The following is a 17,081-nucleotide window of genomic DNA, read 5'->3' on the forward strand; positions in this document are numbered from 1 at the left end:
CATGAACGACCGCACGCATCACATCCGTCAGATCAAGTACCAGTTCGAGTATGAGCGCCGCTTGAAGGCGTGCTTCGTCGGCGCCGGCGGTCATTCGTTCCGTAACGTCTATCCCGCCTTACGCTACGCGCCCGTCGATTTGGCGGCGGTGTCGGATATCGCGCTCGATCGCGCGCAAGCCTACGCCAAACTGTTCGGCGGCGAACGCGCCTATGCCGACCATCGCGAGATGTTCGCGCGCGAAAAGCCGGAGATCGTGTTCGTCGTCACCGCCTATCACAAGGATGGGCGCGTCCAGGCGACCGATATCGCCAAGGACGCGTTGGCGGCGGGCGCCCATGTGTGGATGGAGAAGCCGACGGCCGCGAGCCTCGACGAGGTGCGCGACCTTGCCGCGCGCGCGAAGGCCGCCGATCGGCAGGTGATGACGGGCATCAAGAAGGTCTTCTTTCCCGCGATCGAGAAATTGGGCGAGATCGTCGCGTCGCCGGCATTCGGCCGATTGTCGTCGCTCTATTTGCGCTATCCGCAGGCCTTGCCGCCGCCCGACAAGCGCGGCGATCTGGTCGCGATGCAAAGCTTCCTCGACCACATCTATCATCCCGCCGCGATCCTCAATTTCCTCGGCGGGAAGATCGCGCGCGCGAGCTACGAGTGGGAGCCGCATAACGGCGGCAGCGTTCTGACCTTCCGCTACGCCAGCGGTGCGGTCGGCACGGCGCATTTCGCGGCCGGATCTTCGGGGGCGAGTCCGTTCGAACGTGTCGAAGCGGTGGGCGAGGGCGCCAATGCCGTCGTCGACAACGGCACGAAGCTGACCTACTACCGGCGCGCGGCGCTGCCGACTTATGGCCGTGCGGCGAGCTTCATCCAGCCCGACGAATGCGCGCCGTTGCATTGGGAGCCGGAAAACTCGCTGGGCCAGCTCTACAACAACAACATGTTCTTCCTCGGCTATGTGCCCGAGATCTTGCATCTTTGCGATGCGGTTCTCGACGGCCGCAAGATCGCCAAAGGCTCGCTCGACGACGTCGCCGAGATCATGAAGCTGTTCGAATTCTTTCGCCGCACGCCGGCCGGGACTTGGGCTGACTTGTAGAAACGGCCGCTCAAGATCAGTCACTTGTTTTCCGCAAATCGCCTCGACATGGCGGAAGCCAACATCGAAAAGGGCGAATTCGATGCGTTCCGAGAGGCTGGGCGCGCGAGCTATGCTCGCGCGGGGGGTCGAATCCCGCCGCGCCGACCATCACGATGAGAGACGAAGAATCCCGCCCTGGGAAACCAGCTTTGACTTCGGCGTTTACAGATTTGCCGTACGACAACCCAGCTAACACTCAATCAGCTTGTCGTCGGTTTCAGCCTTGTGGCGCCCTCTATCCGGACCGTCCGGCCGTCTGTCGGGAATCATGGTCGACACCGATCGGTCCCGATCGGCGTCATCGATTTCCAGATTCGCCGCCGGTCATGTCGCCTTGGGTAACCGCACCGACACGAGCAAGCCGCCGGTCGCGGCGGCGTCGAGCCGGATATCGCCGCGATGCGCCAGGACGACGTCGCGCGCGATGGTCAAGCCGAGCCCGGTGCCGCCAGTCTCGCGGTTGCGCGACGTTTCGAGCCGGGTAAAGGGGCGAAACGCGGCTTCGCGCTTGTCGGCCGGAATGCCCGGCCCGTCGTCGGCGACTTCCACGACGATCGTATCGGCGTCGTCACGCAGCGAGACTTGAACCGTGTCCGCGAACTTGCAGCCGTTGTCGATCAGATTGGCGAAGGCCCGTCGGATCGCCACCGGCCGCCCGACGAGGCTTGCATGATCGGGCCCGTCATAGACGACACGGCATCCCGCATCCGCGGCGGTGTCGCACAGACTGATCAACATGGCGGCCAGATCGATGGCACCGCGCGCTTCGTCCTGCAACTCGTTGCCGGCGAAAGTCAGCGTCGCGCGCATCATCGCTTCCATATCGTCGATATCCGACAGGACCTGGCGGCGCTGTTCCTGGTCGCCGAGATATTCGGCGAAGAGCCGCAGTCGCGTGAGCGGCGTGCGCAGATCGTGGCTGATTGCCGCGATCATTTGCAGACGATCGTCGAGGAATTGCTTCAAGCGGAACTGCATCGCGTTGAAAGTCTCGCCGATCGCTTGCAGCTCGGGGGCGTTGAACTTGCCGACCAGGCTGAGTTCGCGGTCGCGGCCGAGCTTCTCGGCCGCCGCCGCGAGATCGTCGAGCGGGCGGGCGACGCCGCGCGCAATCCAGATCGACAGCAGGGCGATGATCAGCAGCACGAGCAGCGGCAGCGCAACGTTGCGCGCCATTCGCATGTCTTCGTTCCCGTCGCTTCGCGGCGTCACGAGAATCCATTGTGCGGCATCGATGCGCAAGGCGATCCGCAAATCGCTGCTGAGCGTATGGGTGCGGAACGCGCTTGGAACGTCGTGTATGACTGCCGGCAGCTCGGGGAGAACGACGGCGATCGGGTGGACGGATCGCGCGGGATTGAGGACCTTGTCCGCCGAAATCACGACATCGCCCGGCGCCAGGCCGAGTGCCGTTGCGATCTGCCGATGAAGCTGCGTGAGTTCGCCGCCCTCGCGCAGATCGGCCGATTCCGGCGCCGAATCATGGATCGTCGCGTCCAGCCATTTGGTCGATGGTAGATTCCGCAGGATCGCCGCGCGCGCGTCGTTCGGCGTCGCAACGATGTCGTCGCGGATGTCGCGCAGCGAATCGACCAGCCAATCCCGTTGGAAAAAGATCACCTCGGGCGGCGTGACGAAGAAATTCATCGCCTTGTCGGAAAACATGGCGACGATGAGGCTGCCGACGACCACCAGCGCGATCCGCAGCGCCAGACGCATTTTCGACCAGAGCGGGATTCTCATCGGGCGCTCACGCGGCATTCTCCTGACTCAGCGAAACCGGCGCCGTGAAGAAATACCCTTCGTTGCGGATCGTCTTGATGAAGACCGGATCCTGCGGGTCGACCTCGATCTTGCGCCGAAGGCGGCTGACCTGGACGTCGATGCTGCGGTCGTAGGATTGGTTGATGCGGCCGTGGGCGAGGTCCAGCAATTGATCGCGGTTCAGGGCGCGTTGCGGATGCTCGACGAAGGCCAGCAACAGATCGAACTCGCCGCTCGTGAGGTCGGTCAATTCCCCGGCCGGCGAGGTCAGCGTGCGCCGGCTGGCGTTGAGTTGCCAGCCTGCGAATTCGTAGACCGGGGCGACGGGACGTTGTGCGTCGATGCTGGCGGCGTTGAGCCGTCGCGTCACGGCGCGGATCCGCGCCAGCAACTCGCGCGGATTGAACGGCTTCACGACGTAGTCGTCGGCGCCGATCTCGAGTCCGATGATCCGGTCAGTATCGCCGCTCATCGCCGTCAGCAGTATAATCGGCACCGCGCTTCGCGCGCGCATGCGCCGGCACAATGATAGGCCGTCCTCGCCGGGCATCATGATGTCGAGCACGATCACGTCGATGCGCGACGACTCGCAAATTTCGAGCATCTGCTTTCCGTCGCCGGCCTGACTGACTTTGAGGCCGTGATCGGTCAAAAAGCGTGCGAGCATGGCGCGGATGCGCTGGTCGTCGTCGACGATCAGCACGTTGATGGTGGTGAACTTCGTCAAGTTTCGGGCCCTCGTAATTTCCCTTAACTATAACAGTCCTGGGCCGCCGCGAACCGGCGCTGCAAACTTCTGAAACATATCGAAATCGGGCCGACACAGCCCGCCGATGGCGGTCGGGTACGGTGCGTCGTATCGAGGTTTCCCGACAACCAGAATGCGAGCACCCCTCCGATGAAATCGATCGTTGCCTATCGTGCCCTGCTAACCGCTTTTCTCCTGACCGGCGCGCCCCTCGTCGTTTCTGCCCAGCAGCCGGCCGCGCCGCGCTCGGCGCCGCCGGTCGCCGCCGATTCCAGAAAGGACTGGGACATCCGTATCGGCGCCGGCGCGCTCTACCAGCCGGAATTCGAGGGCAGCAGCAAATACACGGTCACGCCGTTGCCGCTCTTGTCGGTCAATTACCGCGACCTGGTGTTTTTGCAGGGGCCGATGCTGGGGGTCAACGCCTTCACATGGCGCGATGCGACCGGCGGCTCCAAATTTCAAGTCGGTCCCTTGGTCCGCTATCAGCTCGGCCGTGACGAGGACGACAGCGACGATCTGCGCGGGATGGGCGATATCGACGGTAGCGTCGAGATCGGCGGCTTCATGAATTACGCGGTCGGCGCCTGGTCGGCGGGATTGAGCGTGTTCCGCGACGTCGGCGACAGCCATGACGGACTCACGGCCAAAGTTTCGGCGGGGCATCGTCTCGCATTGACCCCGCGGATCAGTCTGCGCAGCGAGATCTTCACGACTTGGGCGGACGACAACTACGTCCAGACGTTCTTCGGCGTGACCGGGGCGCAATCGGCGCGCAGCGGATTGCGCGAGTATCGCCCCGAAGGCGGCTTCAAGGACGCCGGCCTGACGCTCGATCTTGATTACAAGCTGACGGAGAATTGGAGCCTTGTCGGCCGCGCCGGCTACAAGCGCCTGCTGGGTGACGCGGCCGACAGTCCGCTGGTCAAGGATCGCGGCGACGCGAATCAATTCTCGACGGGGCTCATGATCGGCTACCGGTTTTGAACGCAACGGCGGCGCGGCCGGAAATTACCGGCCGCGCCGCCATCACCAGTCGCGCCAAGCGTCGCGTAACGCGCTGAAGGCAAGCTTCTTCGTCGCCTTATCTTCTGCGATCAGGCCTTTGCGGTTCCAGCCGCGCTGAAAGCGCGTCTGCCGCCGTTCGGAACGAAAATCGTAAAGCAGCCACGCGGCGAGGCCTTGGATGTAGTCGCAGCGGCGAAGCGTGGCGATCTGATCGGCGTAGAATCGGGCTTGCTTGCCCTCCGTGAACAAGCGGCCGTCATTGGCGCGCAAGCCCGCGACCGCATCGGCGCCCGTCTCGCTGACGATCACGGGTTTGCCGGGCGCGGAGTTCGCCAGAAGCCGCGCAAGATCGCGGATATCCGGCTCGTACCAGCCGAAATACTCGTTGAGGCCGATGACGTCGAGCGCATCCGCGAGGCGATCCTCGATGCGAAACTCCCGGCGATTGACGAGGCAGGCCGCGGAGACGAGGCGCGTAGGGTCTTCGCGCTTGGCCGTCGCCGCAAGCCGCGACATGAATGACAGCCGCGAATCGGTGTCGGCATTCTCGTTGCCCACGCCCCACAGGATCACGCTCGCGCGATTGAAGTCGCGGGCGATCAGCTCGCGCAGCTGGTTCTCGGCGTCGGCATAAGTCTCGGGGTTGGTGAAGTCGATCGCCCAATAGACCGGAATCTCGGCCCACAGCAGCACGCCGGCTTCGTCGGCCATGCGCGCCACGCGCGGATCGTGCGGGTAGTGCGACAAGCGCAGAAAATTGCCGCCGAGTTCCTTGATATGCGCGAGGCGCCGCGCGATATCCGCGTCGTCGCTGCATCGGCCCGAGACTATGTCGTCCTCATGGACGCAAGCGCCCTTCAGGCGGATCGGCGCGCCGTTCAGCAAGATACGCGTGCCATCGACGCGGATCTCGCGAAAGCCGACGCGCTCGCGGCAGGTATCGTCGCCCAGCGAAAGTTCGACATCGTAGAGCTTCGGCCGTTCGGGCGACCACAATTCGGGCGTCGCCGCGACTGCGCCGCGGCCGTCCTTGAGAATGGCGTCGATGCCGAGTTCGGGGATCCGCAGGCGCGGCGATTCGCCGCCGCAATCGGCCTCCACGCGGATCACGCCATCGCGCCAAGCGATCTGGAAGCGCCGGATATGCCGCTCGGGCAGATCGAACAGCGCCACGCCGCGATGCAGGCCGCCATAGTTGAACCAGTCGAAATGCGACATCGGCACGCGATCGTCGCGGCGGCGGTTCTCGACATGGACCATCACGCGGTTGGCGCCGGGGCGCAGCGCGTTGGTCGCATCGAGCGAGAAGGGCGTCGACCCGCCGCGATGCGCGCCGAGGAATTGTCCGTTCAGGAACACGCGCGCGGCATAGTTCGCCGCCCCGAAATGCAGAATGGACCGTCGTCCGGGGTTGGCGCCCGCATGATCGAAATCGCGCGCGTACCAGACCGCACCCTCGTAGTATTTCCACTCTGGCTTCAGCAGATTCCAGCAGGACGGGACGGGCAAGCGATCGCCACCGCCGATATCGTAATCGCGCGGGACGGTCCAGCGCTCGGGCGGCGTGTCGTCCAACGCGAACCAGCGCTGGCGCAAGCCTTCGTCGAACGGATCGAGCGTCATCGTCCACGTGCCGTCGAGCCTGGTTCCGCCACGGCCGGCGGGGTCGAACAGCGTGTCCGCCCCCGTCCAGTCGCGCGAAAACGCGTTCGCGTAATCCTCGTCGTGCAAATGGGCGAAAGGATCGTCGGCGGTCATGGCGGCGGTGCGCGATAACCGATCCCGATCGACCGGCGAAAACGCCAGCGTCGAAGATCGGGCAACAGAATCTCCGCCGCCATCGCGATCGCGATCCAGCGGAACCACGTCGCGAACGTGTTCGACAGGCCTTGCGGCTCGGCATAGCCGCGCACCCAGCCGTCCTGATGGCGCGTGCCGGTGCGGATATCGGCGAAGCCCCCATCGGGATTTTGGTCGTCGAGGATCGCCTCGACGATTTGAAGCAGCCATTCGCGGGTCCGCGCGGCCGGCGCCACGCCCGCGCGAAGCCCGTGGATCAGCACATCGACGATATCGACATCGATGCAAGCGCTATCGACGCGCGCCGGCAAACCCAGGCAATAGGCGACGGCCTTGTCGAAATACGGCAAGCTGCGGCCGCGCGCGTACCAAAGATGATAATTGTGCATCGAGCCCGCCATGGCGTGGAGCAGCCGCAGCGACGATTCGTGTTGTCCGATGCCCCAGAACCCGGTCGTCGGCTCCTGCAAGCGGTCGTGCCAGTCGAACAGAATATCGAGCGCCGCGGCGACCGAGGCGCGATCGGCCGCGTCGCCGTGACGCTCGATCGCGAGCAGGAACCCGGCGAGATTGACGATGTTGTTCCCTTCTTGCCAGGGATCGCGCAGATCGCGATCCGCGAGCCAGGCTTTCAGCCGCAGCGGATCGAGATAGGGGCGGACGAAATCGAGGACCGGTTTGCGGTTGGGATCGAGAACTTCGATCGCGCCTAGCGCGTAGTTGCTGACATGGAAGTCGATATAGCGCCATGTCTCGTCGCGATCGGGCTTTTTGAAAACGTCCGCATCGCGCATTTCGGGAATGCGGAACACGCCGTCCGGCCGGCGGAACGATTCGAGCCACGCGACGAGCGCCGTGCGCGCATCCGCGGTCCCGATTCCGATCGACGGCAACGCATCGATCAGATCGGCGCACATCACGCCGTTATAGGTGCCCGGCAACAGCACGCCCGGCCAAGCGCTTTCGTCGTGCGCGGCGGAGATGCGCAACACGCCCGCCGAATGGCCGGGCGCGCGCATCGCGGACAGCCACGCCATCGTCTTCGCGCGCGCGTCTTCGATCCGCGCGCGTAACGCCGTAAGACGCATATCGGTTCCGCTTTCGTCGTTCATCCCTTGACCGCCCCCGCCGCCATCCCCTCCATCACGCGCCGTTGCGCCAGCACGAATGCGATCGCCACGGGCAGCGTGGTCACGAAGGCCAGCGCCATGATCGCCCGGAAACTGGCGCCGAGCTCGCCGTTCATCGACAGCAATGCGACCGGCAGCGTGAACGTGTCGGGCGAGCGCGAAATCACCAAAATCGGAAACCATTGCGACCAGTTGATCAGGAAGGTGATCAACGCGACGGTCGCCAGAACGGGTTTGGCCATCGGCAGAATGATGCGGAACAGGATCTGCGCTTCCGATGCGCCGTCGCAAATGCCGGCCTCGATCACTTCGCGCGGCAGCGTGCGGAAGAAGCGGTCGAACAGGAAGAACTGGATCGGGCCCAGCGCCAGGAACAGCACGATACCGGCGTAGGAGCCGAGCAAGCCCAGTTTGAATACGACGATATAGACCGGGATCACCAGCAACATATAGGGATACATGATCGTCAGCATGAAGCCGAAGCGCAGCCAGCGAAAGCCCGGCAGATCGGGGCGCCGGCACAGCGCGTAGGCGCCCATCGCGGTCACGGCGACGCCCAGTATCGTCGACGCCATCGTGATCGCGAAGGAATTGAAAACATAGACCCACAGATCGACGCCGCCGATCCGCGCGATCTCGGCGAACACCGACATGTCGAATTGCTCGGGCCAGAGCCGCAACGGATCGCCCAGCACCTGCCGGGCGTTGCGGAACATGCCGAGACACATCCACCAATAGGGATAGAGGAACGCAAGGCTGACCGGAATCGCGATCGCGTAGAGGGCGGCGGTCGTGACGCCCGAGCGCAAATGATGGTTCATCGCGGCGCCTCCCGGTCGACGAGACGGAAGGCGCCCAGCGACAGGGCGATCACGCAGGCGAACAATATGCTCGCCATCGCCGTCGCCTCGCCGTAGCGCGCCTGGTCGAACAATTGATAGGCGTAGTAGCTGACGAAATTCGTCCGGTCGGCGGGGCCGCCTTTGGTCATCACCACGACGACGGTGAAGGTTTTCAGGAATTGGATCGTCGCGTAGACGAGATTGACGACGATCGCCGGGCGCAATTGCGGCAAAATCACATGCCGCCATGTTTGCCATGCGGAAGCGCCGTCGATCGCCGCGGCTTCCTCCAAGGCGCGGTCGCGCATGGCGAGATTGGCGAGGAAGATCGTCATGTAGAAACCGGCGTGATGCCAGAGTTCGGCGATCAGGATCGCGGTCGTGACGGTATCGACGCTCGCGATGCCGCCGAATTCGGGCAGGCCCAGTTCGCCGAGCGCCGCGTTGATCGCGCCGAAGCTGCGGTCGAACAGCCAGCGCCAAACGACATAGCCAGCGACATCGGGCGTCACGACGGGCAGGAACAGCGCCAAGCGGAAGAACATCGTGCCGGCTTTGAGGCGCGGGCTGTCGATCAGCATCGCCATCGCCAGGGCGAAGGCGAGATTGGCGACGACGGCAAGAGCGGTATAGAGAAGCGTGCGCGCCATCGACGCGAGGAAGAGCGGATCGGCCAGAACGGTCGCGTAGTTGGCGAATCCGACATAAGCCGGCGCAGCGCTTAGCGCCGTGCCCGATGCGGTGAACGAAACCTGGATCGACAGCGCGATCGGCCACAGGCCGAACACTGCCGTCAGCGCCGCGAAAGGGGCCGCGAACAGGTAGAAGACGCGGTTGCGCCAAGCGAGGTCGATGGTCGCGGCGAGGGCCATTTTTGAAACTTCGAATATCCGGCCGGCGGGGCGATCCCGCCGGCCGGTCCTCGACGATTGGATCAGTTTTTCAGCTTGGCGGCGAGCTCGCGCATCTCGCGTGCCGTTTCGGCGATGAAGGGCTTCCAATCGGCCGGCGGGTTGGCGATGCCGGCCAGCAGCTTGCGATGGAAGGCCGCTTCGAGTTCCGGATAGAAGGTGTGGACCGATTCCGGGAAATCATAGGCGGCGAGGCGGTGGTTGGCGCGGGCGAAGAATTGCTGGCGCGGCGACAACGCATCGACGTTCAGATCCTTACGCACCGCCGCGCCGACCAATTCGAGCGAGGCCTGCTGCGCTTCCTTGCCCAGCAGGAACTTCGCGAACTCCAGCGCGAGCGCCTTGTTGGGGGAATTGTCGGGCACTGCCACGCCGCGCATGCCGCCGATCACGACCGAGTTGGGTCGGCCGCCGAAAGCGGGCCAGGGGCCCGATACGAAATCGCCGTTCAGCGCGTTGGCGCCGTCCCAGCCGCGCACGTTCCAATCGCCGACGCGGAACATGCCGCCGCGTCCGCCGAGAATGACTTGATACATCTCATTGAACGAGTGGTTGATCGTGTCGGGCGCCACGAATTTGTACTGGGAGTAAGTCTTGAGGAACTCCTCCAGCACTTGGGCGTGTTCGGGGCGGTCGATCGTGATCTGGCCTTGCGGATCGATCAGCGTGTGACGCAAGCCCGAGCCGAACGTGAACAGATCCAGCATATGGACCAGGTCGCGCGGCTTGGCGGCCTGCAACGCGAGGCCGAACGTATCGGAGCGGCCGTTGCCGTCCGGATCGTTGTCGCGGAACTTCGCCGCGATGCGCTTCACGTCGTCCCAGGTTTGCGGGAACGTTTCGCCGGTCTTCGTCAGCCAGCTTTGGCGCATGCCGAAGGCCATCTGCACGCGCTGGATGGGCAGGATGATCATGGCGTTGTCGAAGGTCGCGACGCGCAGATCGTCTTCGCTCAAGAAGCCTTTGTCGGCGACTTGGTTCAACGTGGCGCGCAGATCCATGACCTTCTTGGTCTGGGTCTGGATGCGGATGACGCGCTCGTAATTGTTGAAGATCAGATCGGGCGCGGTATTGGTGTTGATCGCCGAGATCACCCGGCCGAACCATTGATCGGTCGGATAGGAGATCGAGCGGACGCTGACGCCGGGCTTGGTTTTGGCGAATTCGGCGCCCGCGCGCTCGAACCACGCCACGCCATTGTCGCCGAGATCGTGCCAGATGACGAGCTGCTGGGCCTTGACGGCGCCGGGCCCGGCCAGGGCGGCGGTGGCCGCGACGGCCGCGGCGCCCAGGAATTGCGCGAGACGCATGGGTTCCTCCCTTTTGTCCGTTTCCCGAAATTAGATCGGAATGGGAAAACGTTTACCCATGCAGTATACGTCCAGGCGCTCGGATTCTCAAGCGGGAGAAAAAATGACGCGTAACGTCTCCATCGGCGACGTCGCCAAGCGCGCGGGCGTGTCGATCGCGACGGTGTCGCGGATCGTCAACGGCATCGCGAAAAAGGCGTCGCCCGAGACGGTCGAACGCGTGCGCAAAGCCATCGCCGAGACCGGCTACCGGCCGACCGGTGCGGGCCAAGCGCTGCGTAAGGGGCATAGCCGGTTGGTCGCGGTATTCGCGGCCAATCTCGCCAACCCGACGATGGCGGCGATCGCCGCATCGATCGAGACGGCGCTGCGCGATGCCGGACTCGCGATGGTGCTGTGCGATACGCATGATCGCGCCGATCTGCAGGACGAATATCTGCTCGAGATGCGGGCCCAGGCCGTGCGTGCCTACGTGCTGCTCGCCGCCGTCGCGAGCGATGGTCTGCGCGCGGCGCTGACGGGGCCGATCCCCACGCTGTTCGTCAATCGCCGCTGTCCCATCCCGGGCAAAGCGGCTTTCGTGGGCATCGACAATCGCGCTGCGGGACGGGACGTGGCGCGGGCCTTGGCGCGGGCCGTGCCGAAGGGGAGGCTGACGCTCGTCCATGGTCCGCTATCGTCCTCGGCCACGGCCGACCGTGTCGCCGGCTTCAAGCGGGAACTCGCGAAGCTCGGCCGGGAACTTGCGCCGGGGGATTCCGCGACGGCCCCGGGCGTCGACCATCTCGAGATCGGCTATGAGGGCGCGGCGGCGCTATTGTCGGGACCGCCGCCGAAAGGAATCTTCTGCGCGTCCGACCTGATCGCCTACGGCGTGCAGCGCCGGTTGCGGGAAGCGAAACTTTCCGTGCCGCGCGACGTGCGGCTGATCGGCTTCGACGATAACCCGCTGAACGACTGGGTCGCGCCGTGGCTCGCCTCGGTGCGCGTGCCCTATCGCGGCTTTGGCGAGGCGATCGTCGGCGTTCTCGGCGAACTCTGGCGCGGCGATACGCCGCGCGCCGAACTTCTCGCTTATGAGTTCGTCGAGCGCGGCGCCGCTTAATGCGGGTAAAGCCAGCGTCTTGCGGCAAATAGCAGCGGTATCCGACATCGCGCTCGCGATTGCGGGGCGATGTCGCGGCTTGATTTCCCGCAGCGGCGATCCAGTTTCCGCTGTCCCGATATCGGATACGGAATTTGGAATGCCCGGCAAACTTCCTATCGGCGGCGGCGGCGTCGACGACGGGCGTGCGGCCCCGCGCGTGAAGGAGTAGGCGCATGGGATCATGCGTCCCGCGGCGCGTCGTTCTTCTCGGTGCGGCCGGAATGGCCCTAACGCCGCCGTCTTTCGCCGATGACGATCCGTGGTGCGCCCTTCGTGCGGGTGCGATCGTGCTGTTCCGCCATGCGAACGCGCCCGGCGTGGGCGATCCACCCGGCATGCGGATCGGCGATTGTACGACACAACGCAATCTCGACGCGGCCGGACGCGATCAGGCGCGCGCCATCGGGCGGGAATTCGCCGCGCGTGAAATCCAAGTCGGCCGCGTATTGACGTCGCGCTGGTGCCGCGCGGTCGATACGGCAGCGCTCGCCTTTCCGGGGCGTCCGGTCCAAGAACCGGCATTCGACTCTTTCTTCGATCGGCGCGAGGAACGTCTGCGCCAAACTGCCGCAGCCTTGCGCGTGTTGGAGGAATGGCGCGGTCCGGGGGCGCTCGTCGTCGTGACGCATCAAGTGAATATCGCCGCTTTGACGGGCGTTTCGCCGGCCTCGGCGGAAGGCGTGGTCGTGACGGTGAATACGGGCGGCCTGCGTCCGGTGGGTCGGATCCGGATCGAATGATCCGGCGATACGGGACCGGCGTATCGATCTCGCTATGGGCACGAACGAAGCCATCATCGAACCCGCGGCGATGCCGATGCGCGCGACCCCGGCGCGCTTCGACTTCACGCATCCGGCGCTGACGCGCCCGGATTTGAAGTTCGTGCGCGACGACGACCGCCTGCCGACATTGACCTTCGATCTCGGCGGGGTGCGCGCGGCCGTGCCGCTGCGCCAAGTCGCGGCGAATTACGCGATCCCAGATCGTCACCCCGATCTCGATCTGTTGAATAGTGTCGAGGCGGCGCTGCGATTCAGCCGGGCGATCGCGCCCGGCGATCCGATTCCGTCGGAAACGCGCGACGCGACGCCGTCTTGGACGCCGCGACCGCCATATCTGTGCCGCGCCGCGCTGAAACTGGGCCGCGCATTGGGGGCTTCGCCATTCGCGGGTTGCGACGATCCGGCGGAGATGCTGCGCGATCTGGCGCGCGCCGTCCGCGCGAACGCGGCGGGGGCGGCGCCCGATGCCGCCGCGATGGCCGAGTTGACGCGCGACGTCGCGCGGGTCGAATGGCTGTGCCGTGCCGTCGTCGCGGCGCAGCGCGTGCTCGGCGGGCTCGCGAAAGCGGGGGCGGAACGCGGCATGCGCTCGGTGTCGGAAACCACGCGCGCGGGTGCCGTGGCGCTGCGGGCCCCCGCATTGTGGGCGTCCGATTTCGCCATGCGTGCCGATGCGCAGGCCGCCGATCTGCGCGCCGCCTGCCGGGCGGTGCCCGCGTTCCGCCGCCGGCTCAATCCGATCGTCGCGTCGTTGCGCGCCTTCGCCTTGGATATAGAGCCGCTCGTGGCGCTGTGGAACGCGGAGACCGCGCGGCCCGACGGTGCGTCGGCGCTCGGGCTCGAGAAGATCGCGACGATGGCGATCCGGCGCTACGGCAAATTCAAATCAGCCGATTTCGAATGGACGCCGCCGGCGGCGCGTCCCGGCCATCACGCCTTCGACGCTTGAGCCGCCGATGCAAAGCGAGTTCCCATGACCGACACGATCTCCATGGCGCCGATCCCGGAGGATCGGCATCGCGATCTCGATCTCGCCGAACTGGGATCGTATCCGGCCCTCGCCGAATGCGTCAGACTCTGGCGGCAGGCCTGTCGCGACGGCGAGTTGCCGGCGGCGCTGCCTGCTGAAGACGTCCCGGCGGCGGTCAAGCCTTATACGATGCTGCTCGATTATCTGCCCGAGCGGCGCGACGCGCGGGTACGCATGGTCGGCAACTATGTCGGCGAGCGCGCGGATTTCGAGACGGTCGGACGGAATCTGCGCGGCTATTTCAACGACGAGGACGCGCAAATCGTCTATGCCGGGCTGGAACGCGCGGCGACGACGCGCGAGCCCAGCCTCGCGCGGCGCGACTACGTGACGATCGAGGGCAAGCGCTTCCGCTACGTGCGGCTGATCCTGCCGCTGGCGAGCGACGGGCGCAATGTCGACGGATTCTTCAAGACGATCGAGCCATCGACGCTGATCGCGTCGTGACGTCAGATCGCCTTGGGCATGACGCGCCGCAGGGGATTGGAACAAGCGGTCTGAGTGTCGAAGGGCGGAATCAATATAGCCTTTACGCCTATCGCGGAGGGCATGCGTCCTCGAAGGAACCGCTCAATGCCGAGTGTTAGCTAGAAAGCGTTAGACGCTCACATTTTTCTCGAAAGACCTCCAACGCCTCGATTCGTCATTAAACGATATTGAAATAACCGAATTTTACTCGGTCTGGGGCGCTGGACGCGAGGCGATGCGTCACGGGAAACGAACCCGCTACGTCGACCACCATCACGCGTGACGAAGAAGCCCGCCCTGGGCAACCAGCTTCGGGCCTCGGCTATTTACGTGGCCAACGCGCGCGGTCCGGCCAGCCCGCGTGCCTTGTAAGCGGAAATCAGCCGCGTAGGCGCGCGCCTTCGGGGTCGAAGAAATGCGCGAGCGCTGTGTCGACGGTGACGGCGACGGTCTCGCCGCTGGCCGGCAAAAGGCGGCCATCGGCCATGCCGACCAGTTCGTGACCATGGGCGCGCAACGTGACCTGCGTCGCGGACCCCAGCGGTTCGGCGATGATCACGGTTCCCTCGAAGCGCACTTCGTCCGGCCGCAAGGCGGCGCCCGGACCGGCCATTTCGACGCGCAGATCGTCGGGCCGGATGCCCGCGACGACGCGCTCGCGCGTTCCGGCGGCGGTCGGCGAAACGGGGATGACGGCGCCGTCGCCCAGTCGCAGCGCACACGTAGCGCCGTCGCGAACGACCGGCAGGGTCATGAAATTCATCGTGGGCGTGCCGATGAAGCCGGCGACGAATATGCTAGCCGGCGTATGGAACACATCCAGCGGCGTGCCGACCTGTTCGATCCGTCCGTCGCGCATGATGACGATCCGGTCGGCGAGGGTCATCGCCTCGACCTGGTCGTGCGTCACATAGATCGTGGTCGTGCGCAGCGTTTGATGCAGGCGTTTGATTTCGGTGCGGACCTGGCCGCGCAACTGCGCATCGAGATTGGAGAGCGGCTCGTCGAACAGAAACACCGACGGGTCGCGCACGATCGCGCGGCCCATCGCCACGCGCTGACGCTGGCCGCCGGACAACTCGCTCGGCCGGCGGTCGAGATAGGCGGTCAGGCCCAGCGTCTCGGCCGCGCGCTTCACCTTGGTCTCGATCTCGTCCTTCGGGCGCTTCGCCGCCAGCAGGCCGAACGCGATATTCTTGAACACGCTCATATGCGGATAGAGCGCGTAATTCTGGAACACCATCGCGATGTCGCGATCCTTGGGCTCCAGCCTGTTCACCACCTTGTCGCCAATGCGCAGCGTGCCCGCCGTGACGCTCTCCAGCCCCGCGATCATGCGCAGCGTGGTCGACTTGCCGCACCCCGACGGCCCGACCAGCACGATGAATTCGCCATCGGCGACGTCGAGGTCGATGCCGTGAACGACCTCGGTCTGGCCGTAGCGCTTGACCAATCCTTGTAAGGCGAGGCTGGCCATCGCTCAGCCCCCGCTCCGCGCGGCGAGCTTGTCGCGCGCGGCCTTGGCCGCCGCCGCATGGGCCGCCAAGCGATCGCGCAAGCGTTTAGCACCCGCGCGATGCCGGATCGCGGCTTCGGCCAGCGCTTCGGGGGCGGGGCCGCCGGGCAATTTGCGCACGGCGATGAAGTTCTCCGGCGATGCGGCTTCGCGGAAACGCGCCTCGCTTAATTTCGGTGCGCGGCCGCAAGTCTCCGCGAAAGCGGCTGCGAAGATGGCATAGGGCACGCTGCCGAGATCGTCGCCGCTCTCCTTCATCGCGCGCGCGAGCTGGGCGGCAACGTGATGCGCGCGGCCGAAAGGAATGCCTTCTTCGCGCACCAGCGTGTCGGCCAGCTCGGTGATCGTCGCGAAGGAGCGCGCGATATTGGCGCGCGCGCGGGCTTCGTCGATCGTGGCGCTGGCGGCGACACCTTGCATCAGGTCGAGAACGCGCGCGGCCATCGCGAAGGCTTCGTAGCCTTGGCTGTGCACCTCGTGCTCGTTGTCGTTCATATCGGTGAAGGGCGTATTGTGCAGCGCCGTCAACACCGCTTCGCAGCGCCCGGCGGTCAGCGACGCCATCAGCCGCATATGTTCGACCGGCACCGGGTTGCGTTTCTGCGGCATGATCGAGCTGATTTGGACGAAGCCGTCCGAGAACCGCAATTGCCCGACCTCGAACGACGTCCAAAATGCCATATCCTGCGCGAAGCGGCCGAGATTGAGCGCCATCAGCTTGATCGCGGCGTAGACCTGCGACGTGTAATCGGCCGAGGCGATGCAGCCATAGGAATTTGGCAGGATGTCCGCGAAGCCGAGCAATTCGGCGACGCGCGCGCGATTCAGCGGAAAGCCCGTCGTGGTGATCGCGGCCGCACCCATGGTGCAAAGATCGGCGGTTTGGCGCGCTTGCTCCAGACGTTCGGCGTCGCGCAGCAAGGTTTCGATGATCGCGCCCAAATAATGGCCATAGGTCGAGGGCTGCGCCGGTTGGCCATGGGTATAGGCGAGGATGATCGTGCGCGCGTCGCGCACCGAGCGTTCGATCAGTGTTTCGATCAGTCCGGTCAATTGGGCGACGAGCGCGTCGAGCCGCTCCTTCAGCGCCATCTTGAACAGCGTGTGATCGATATCGTTGCGCGAGCGGCCGGTATGCAGGCGCGCCGCCGTATCGACGCCGACATGGCGCGCCAATTCGCGCTCGATATAGAAGAACAGATCCTCGTGCTCGCCGGTATAGGCGACGGGTTCTTTGCGCGACGCCAAATCGGCTTCGATGGCGGCCAGTGCACGCAACAGGCTCGCGATGTCCTCGGCGCTCAACAGGCCTTGCTCGTGCAGCATCACGCCATGGGCGCGGTGCATCGTCATCAAATGGCCGAGATGATGGGCCTGGCTCAACCCGAACGCCGGGGCGAGCACCGCGCGCGCGAAGGCGGGGGCGGGGAAGCGATCGTCGCTGCCTTCGACGGGTTTCGAATTCGGGGGCAAAGCGGCCATGT

15 protein-coding genes are annotated in these 17,081 nt (G+C 65.1%); 6 read left to right on the top strand and 9 right to left on the bottom strand.

Features of this window, described 5'->3' with window-relative positions; translation table 11 throughout:
* The first annotated feature begins 1 nt into the window (after position 1).
* Positions 2–1,099: a Gfo/Idh/MocA family oxidoreductase gene (locus tag J0H39_17650; GenBank protein MBN9498580.1), complete on the top strand. Its 1,098-nt coding sequence runs from the start codon at positions 2–4 to the stop codon at positions 1,097–1,099.
* A 366-nt stretch (positions 1,100–1,465) separates the two neighbouring features.
* On the opposite strand, the gene J0H39_17655 is transcribed toward J0H39_17650, so the two are convergent.
* Both J0H39_17655 and J0H39_17660 read right to left on the bottom strand, forming a co-directional pair.
* The gene (locus J0H39_17655) at positions 1,466–2,884 is read right to left on the bottom strand and encodes a HAMP domain-containing protein (GenBank protein ID MBN9498581.1); all 1,419 of its coding nucleotides are present in this window, start codon (positions 2,882–2,884) and stop codon (positions 1,466–1,468) included.
* 7 nt (positions 2,885–2,891) lie between these two features.
* Positions 2,892–3,572 (bottom strand): response regulator, encoded by a 681-nt coding sequence (locus J0H39_17660; protein ID MBN9498582.1) that lies wholly within the window; start codon positions 3,570–3,572, stop codon positions 2,892–2,894.
* 231 nt (positions 3,573–3,803) lie between these two features.
* Between J0H39_17660 and J0H39_17665 the strand changes: the two genes are divergently transcribed.
* Positions 3,804–4,640 carry a MipA/OmpV family protein gene (locus J0H39_17665; protein MBN9498583.1) on the top strand — a complete coding sequence of 279 codons (837 nt, stop codon included), beginning with the start codon at positions 3,804–3,806 and terminating at the stop codon, positions 4,638–4,640.
* A 42-nt stretch (positions 4,641–4,682) separates the two neighbouring features.
* Here the strand turns inward: J0H39_17665 and J0H39_17670 are convergent, their stop codons facing one another.
* The 5 genes from J0H39_17670 to J0H39_17690 form a co-directional block, all read right to left on the bottom strand.
* Positions 4,683–6,419: a glycoside hydrolase family 2 gene (locus J0H39_17670; GenBank protein MBN9498584.1), complete on the bottom strand. Its 1,737-nt coding sequence runs from the start codon at positions 6,417–6,419 to the stop codon at positions 4,683–4,685.
* Positions 6,416–7,573, bottom strand: a complete 1,158-nt coding sequence (locus tag J0H39_17675) for a hypothetical protein (protein ID MBN9498585.1) — start codon at positions 7,571–7,573, stop codon at positions 6,416–6,418. The genes J0H39_17670 and J0H39_17675 overlap by 4 nt, the downstream gene beginning before the upstream one ends.
* Entirely contained in the window at positions 7,570–8,412 is an 843-nt protein-coding gene (locus J0H39_17680) for a carbohydrate ABC transporter permease (GenBank protein MBN9498586.1), read from the bottom strand. Before J0H39_17680 ends, J0H39_17675 begins: the two co-directional genes overlap by 4 nt.
* On the bottom strand, positions 8,409–9,305 hold the full coding sequence (locus tag J0H39_17685) for a sugar ABC transporter permease (GenBank protein MBN9498587.1): 897 nt from the start codon (positions 9,303–9,305) through the stop codon (positions 8,409–8,411). Before J0H39_17685 ends, J0H39_17680 begins: the two co-directional genes overlap by 4 nt.
* 62 nt (positions 9,306–9,367) lie before the next feature.
* Positions 9,368–10,654 carry an extracellular solute-binding protein gene (locus J0H39_17690; GenBank protein MBN9498588.1) on the bottom strand — a complete coding sequence of 429 codons (1,287 nt, stop codon included), beginning with the start codon at positions 10,652–10,654 and terminating at the stop codon, positions 9,368–9,370.
* 103 nt (positions 10,655–10,757) lie between these two features.
* On the opposite strand from J0H39_17690, the gene J0H39_17695 reads away from it, so the two are divergent.
* The 4 genes from J0H39_17695 to J0H39_17710 all read left to right on the top strand — a co-directional run bounded on the left by J0H39_17695 (position 10,758) and on the right by J0H39_17710 (position 14,060).
* Complete coding sequence (locus J0H39_17695; protein ID MBN9498589.1) at positions 10,758–11,759, top strand: LacI family DNA-binding transcriptional regulator; 1,002 nt, start codon at positions 10,758–10,760, stop codon at positions 11,757–11,759.
* A gap of 263 nt (positions 11,760–12,022) precedes the next feature.
* The gene (locus J0H39_17700) at positions 12,023–12,541 is read left to right on the top strand and encodes a histidine phosphatase family protein (protein ID MBN9498590.1); all 519 of its coding nucleotides are present in this window, start codon (positions 12,023–12,025) and stop codon (positions 12,539–12,541) included.
* Between the two features lie 34 nt (positions 12,542–12,575).
* Positions 12,576–13,532 (top strand): hypothetical protein, encoded by a 957-nt coding sequence (locus J0H39_17705; GenBank protein MBN9498591.1) that lies wholly within the window; start codon positions 12,576–12,578, stop codon positions 13,530–13,532.
* Between the two features lie 24 nt (positions 13,533–13,556).
* Entirely contained in the window at positions 13,557–14,060 is a 504-nt protein-coding gene (locus tag J0H39_17710; GenBank protein MBN9498592.1) for a hypothetical protein, read from the top strand.
* A gap of 400 nt (positions 14,061–14,460) precedes the next feature.
* On the opposite strand, the gene ugpC is transcribed toward J0H39_17710, so the two are convergent.
* The gene (gene ugpC, locus J0H39_17715) at positions 14,461–15,558 is read right to left on the bottom strand and encodes a sn-glycerol-3-phosphate ABC transporter ATP-binding protein UgpC (GenBank protein ID MBN9498593.1); all 1,098 of its coding nucleotides are present in this window, start codon (positions 15,556–15,558) and stop codon (positions 14,461–14,463) included.
* Positions 15,559–15,561: 3 nt separating this feature from the next.
* Positions 15,562–17,079: an argininosuccinate lyase gene (gene argH, locus J0H39_17720; GenBank protein ID MBN9498594.1), complete on the bottom strand. Its 1,518-nt coding sequence runs from the start codon at positions 17,077–17,079 to the stop codon at positions 15,562–15,564.
* Between the last annotated feature and the right edge of the window lie 2 nt (positions 17,080–17,081).

This window comes from Alphaproteobacteria bacterium (genome assembly GCA_017308135.1).
In the GTDB taxonomy this organism is placed as follows: Bacteria; Pseudomonadota; Alphaproteobacteria; order CACIAM-22H2; family CACIAM-22H2; genus Tagaea.

Coding starts and splice junctions, on each gene's coding strand:
- ugpC (MBN9498593.1), bottom strand. CDS start 15,558: ATGGCCAGCCTCGCCTTACAAGGATTGGTCAAGCGCTACGGCCAGACC.
- J0H39_17670 (MBN9498584.1), bottom strand. CDS start 6,419: ATGACCGCCGACGATCCTTTCGCCCATTTGCACGACGAGGATTACGCG.
- J0H39_17710 (MBN9498592.1), top strand. CDS start 13,557: ATGACCGACACGATCTCCATGGCGCCGATCCCGGAGGATCGGCATCGC.
- J0H39_17655 (MBN9498581.1), bottom strand. CDS start 2,884: ATGAGAATCCCGCTCTGGTCGAAAATGCGTCTGGCGCTGCGGATCGCG.
- J0H39_17675 (MBN9498585.1), bottom strand. CDS start 7,573: ATGAACGACGAAAGCGGAACCGATATGCGTCTTACGGCGTTACGCGCG.
- J0H39_17700 (MBN9498590.1), top strand. CDS start 12,023: ATGGCCCTAACGCCGCCGTCTTTCGCCGATGACGATCCGTGGTGCGCC.
- J0H39_17695 (MBN9498589.1), top strand. CDS start 10,758: ATGACGCGTAACGTCTCCATCGGCGACGTCGCCAAGCGCGCGGGCGTG.
- J0H39_17705 (MBN9498591.1), top strand. CDS start 12,576: ATGGGCACGAACGAAGCCATCATCGAACCCGCGGCGATGCCGATGCGC.
- J0H39_17680 (MBN9498586.1), bottom strand. CDS start 8,412: ATGAACCATCATTTGCGCTCGGGCGTCACGACCGCCGCCCTCTACGCG.
- J0H39_17685 (MBN9498587.1), bottom strand. CDS start 9,305: ATGGCCCTCGCCGCGACCATCGACCTCGCTTGGCGCAACCGCGTCTTC.
- J0H39_17660 (MBN9498582.1), bottom strand. CDS start 3,572: ATGCTCGCACGCTTTTTGACCGATCACGGCCTCAAAGTCAGTCAGGCC.
- J0H39_17665 (MBN9498583.1), top strand. CDS start 3,804: ATGAAATCGATCGTTGCCTATCGTGCCCTGCTAACCGCTTTTCTCCTG.
- argH (MBN9498594.1), bottom strand. CDS start 17,079: ATGGCCGCTTTGCCCCCGAATTCGAAACCCGTCGAAGGCAGCGACGAT.
- J0H39_17650 (MBN9498580.1), top strand. CDS start 2: ATGAACGACCGCACGCATCACATCCGTCAGATCAAGTACCAGTTCGAG.
- J0H39_17690 (MBN9498588.1), bottom strand. CDS start 10,654: ATGCGTCTCGCGCAATTCCTGGGCGCCGCGGCCGTCGCGGCCACCGCC.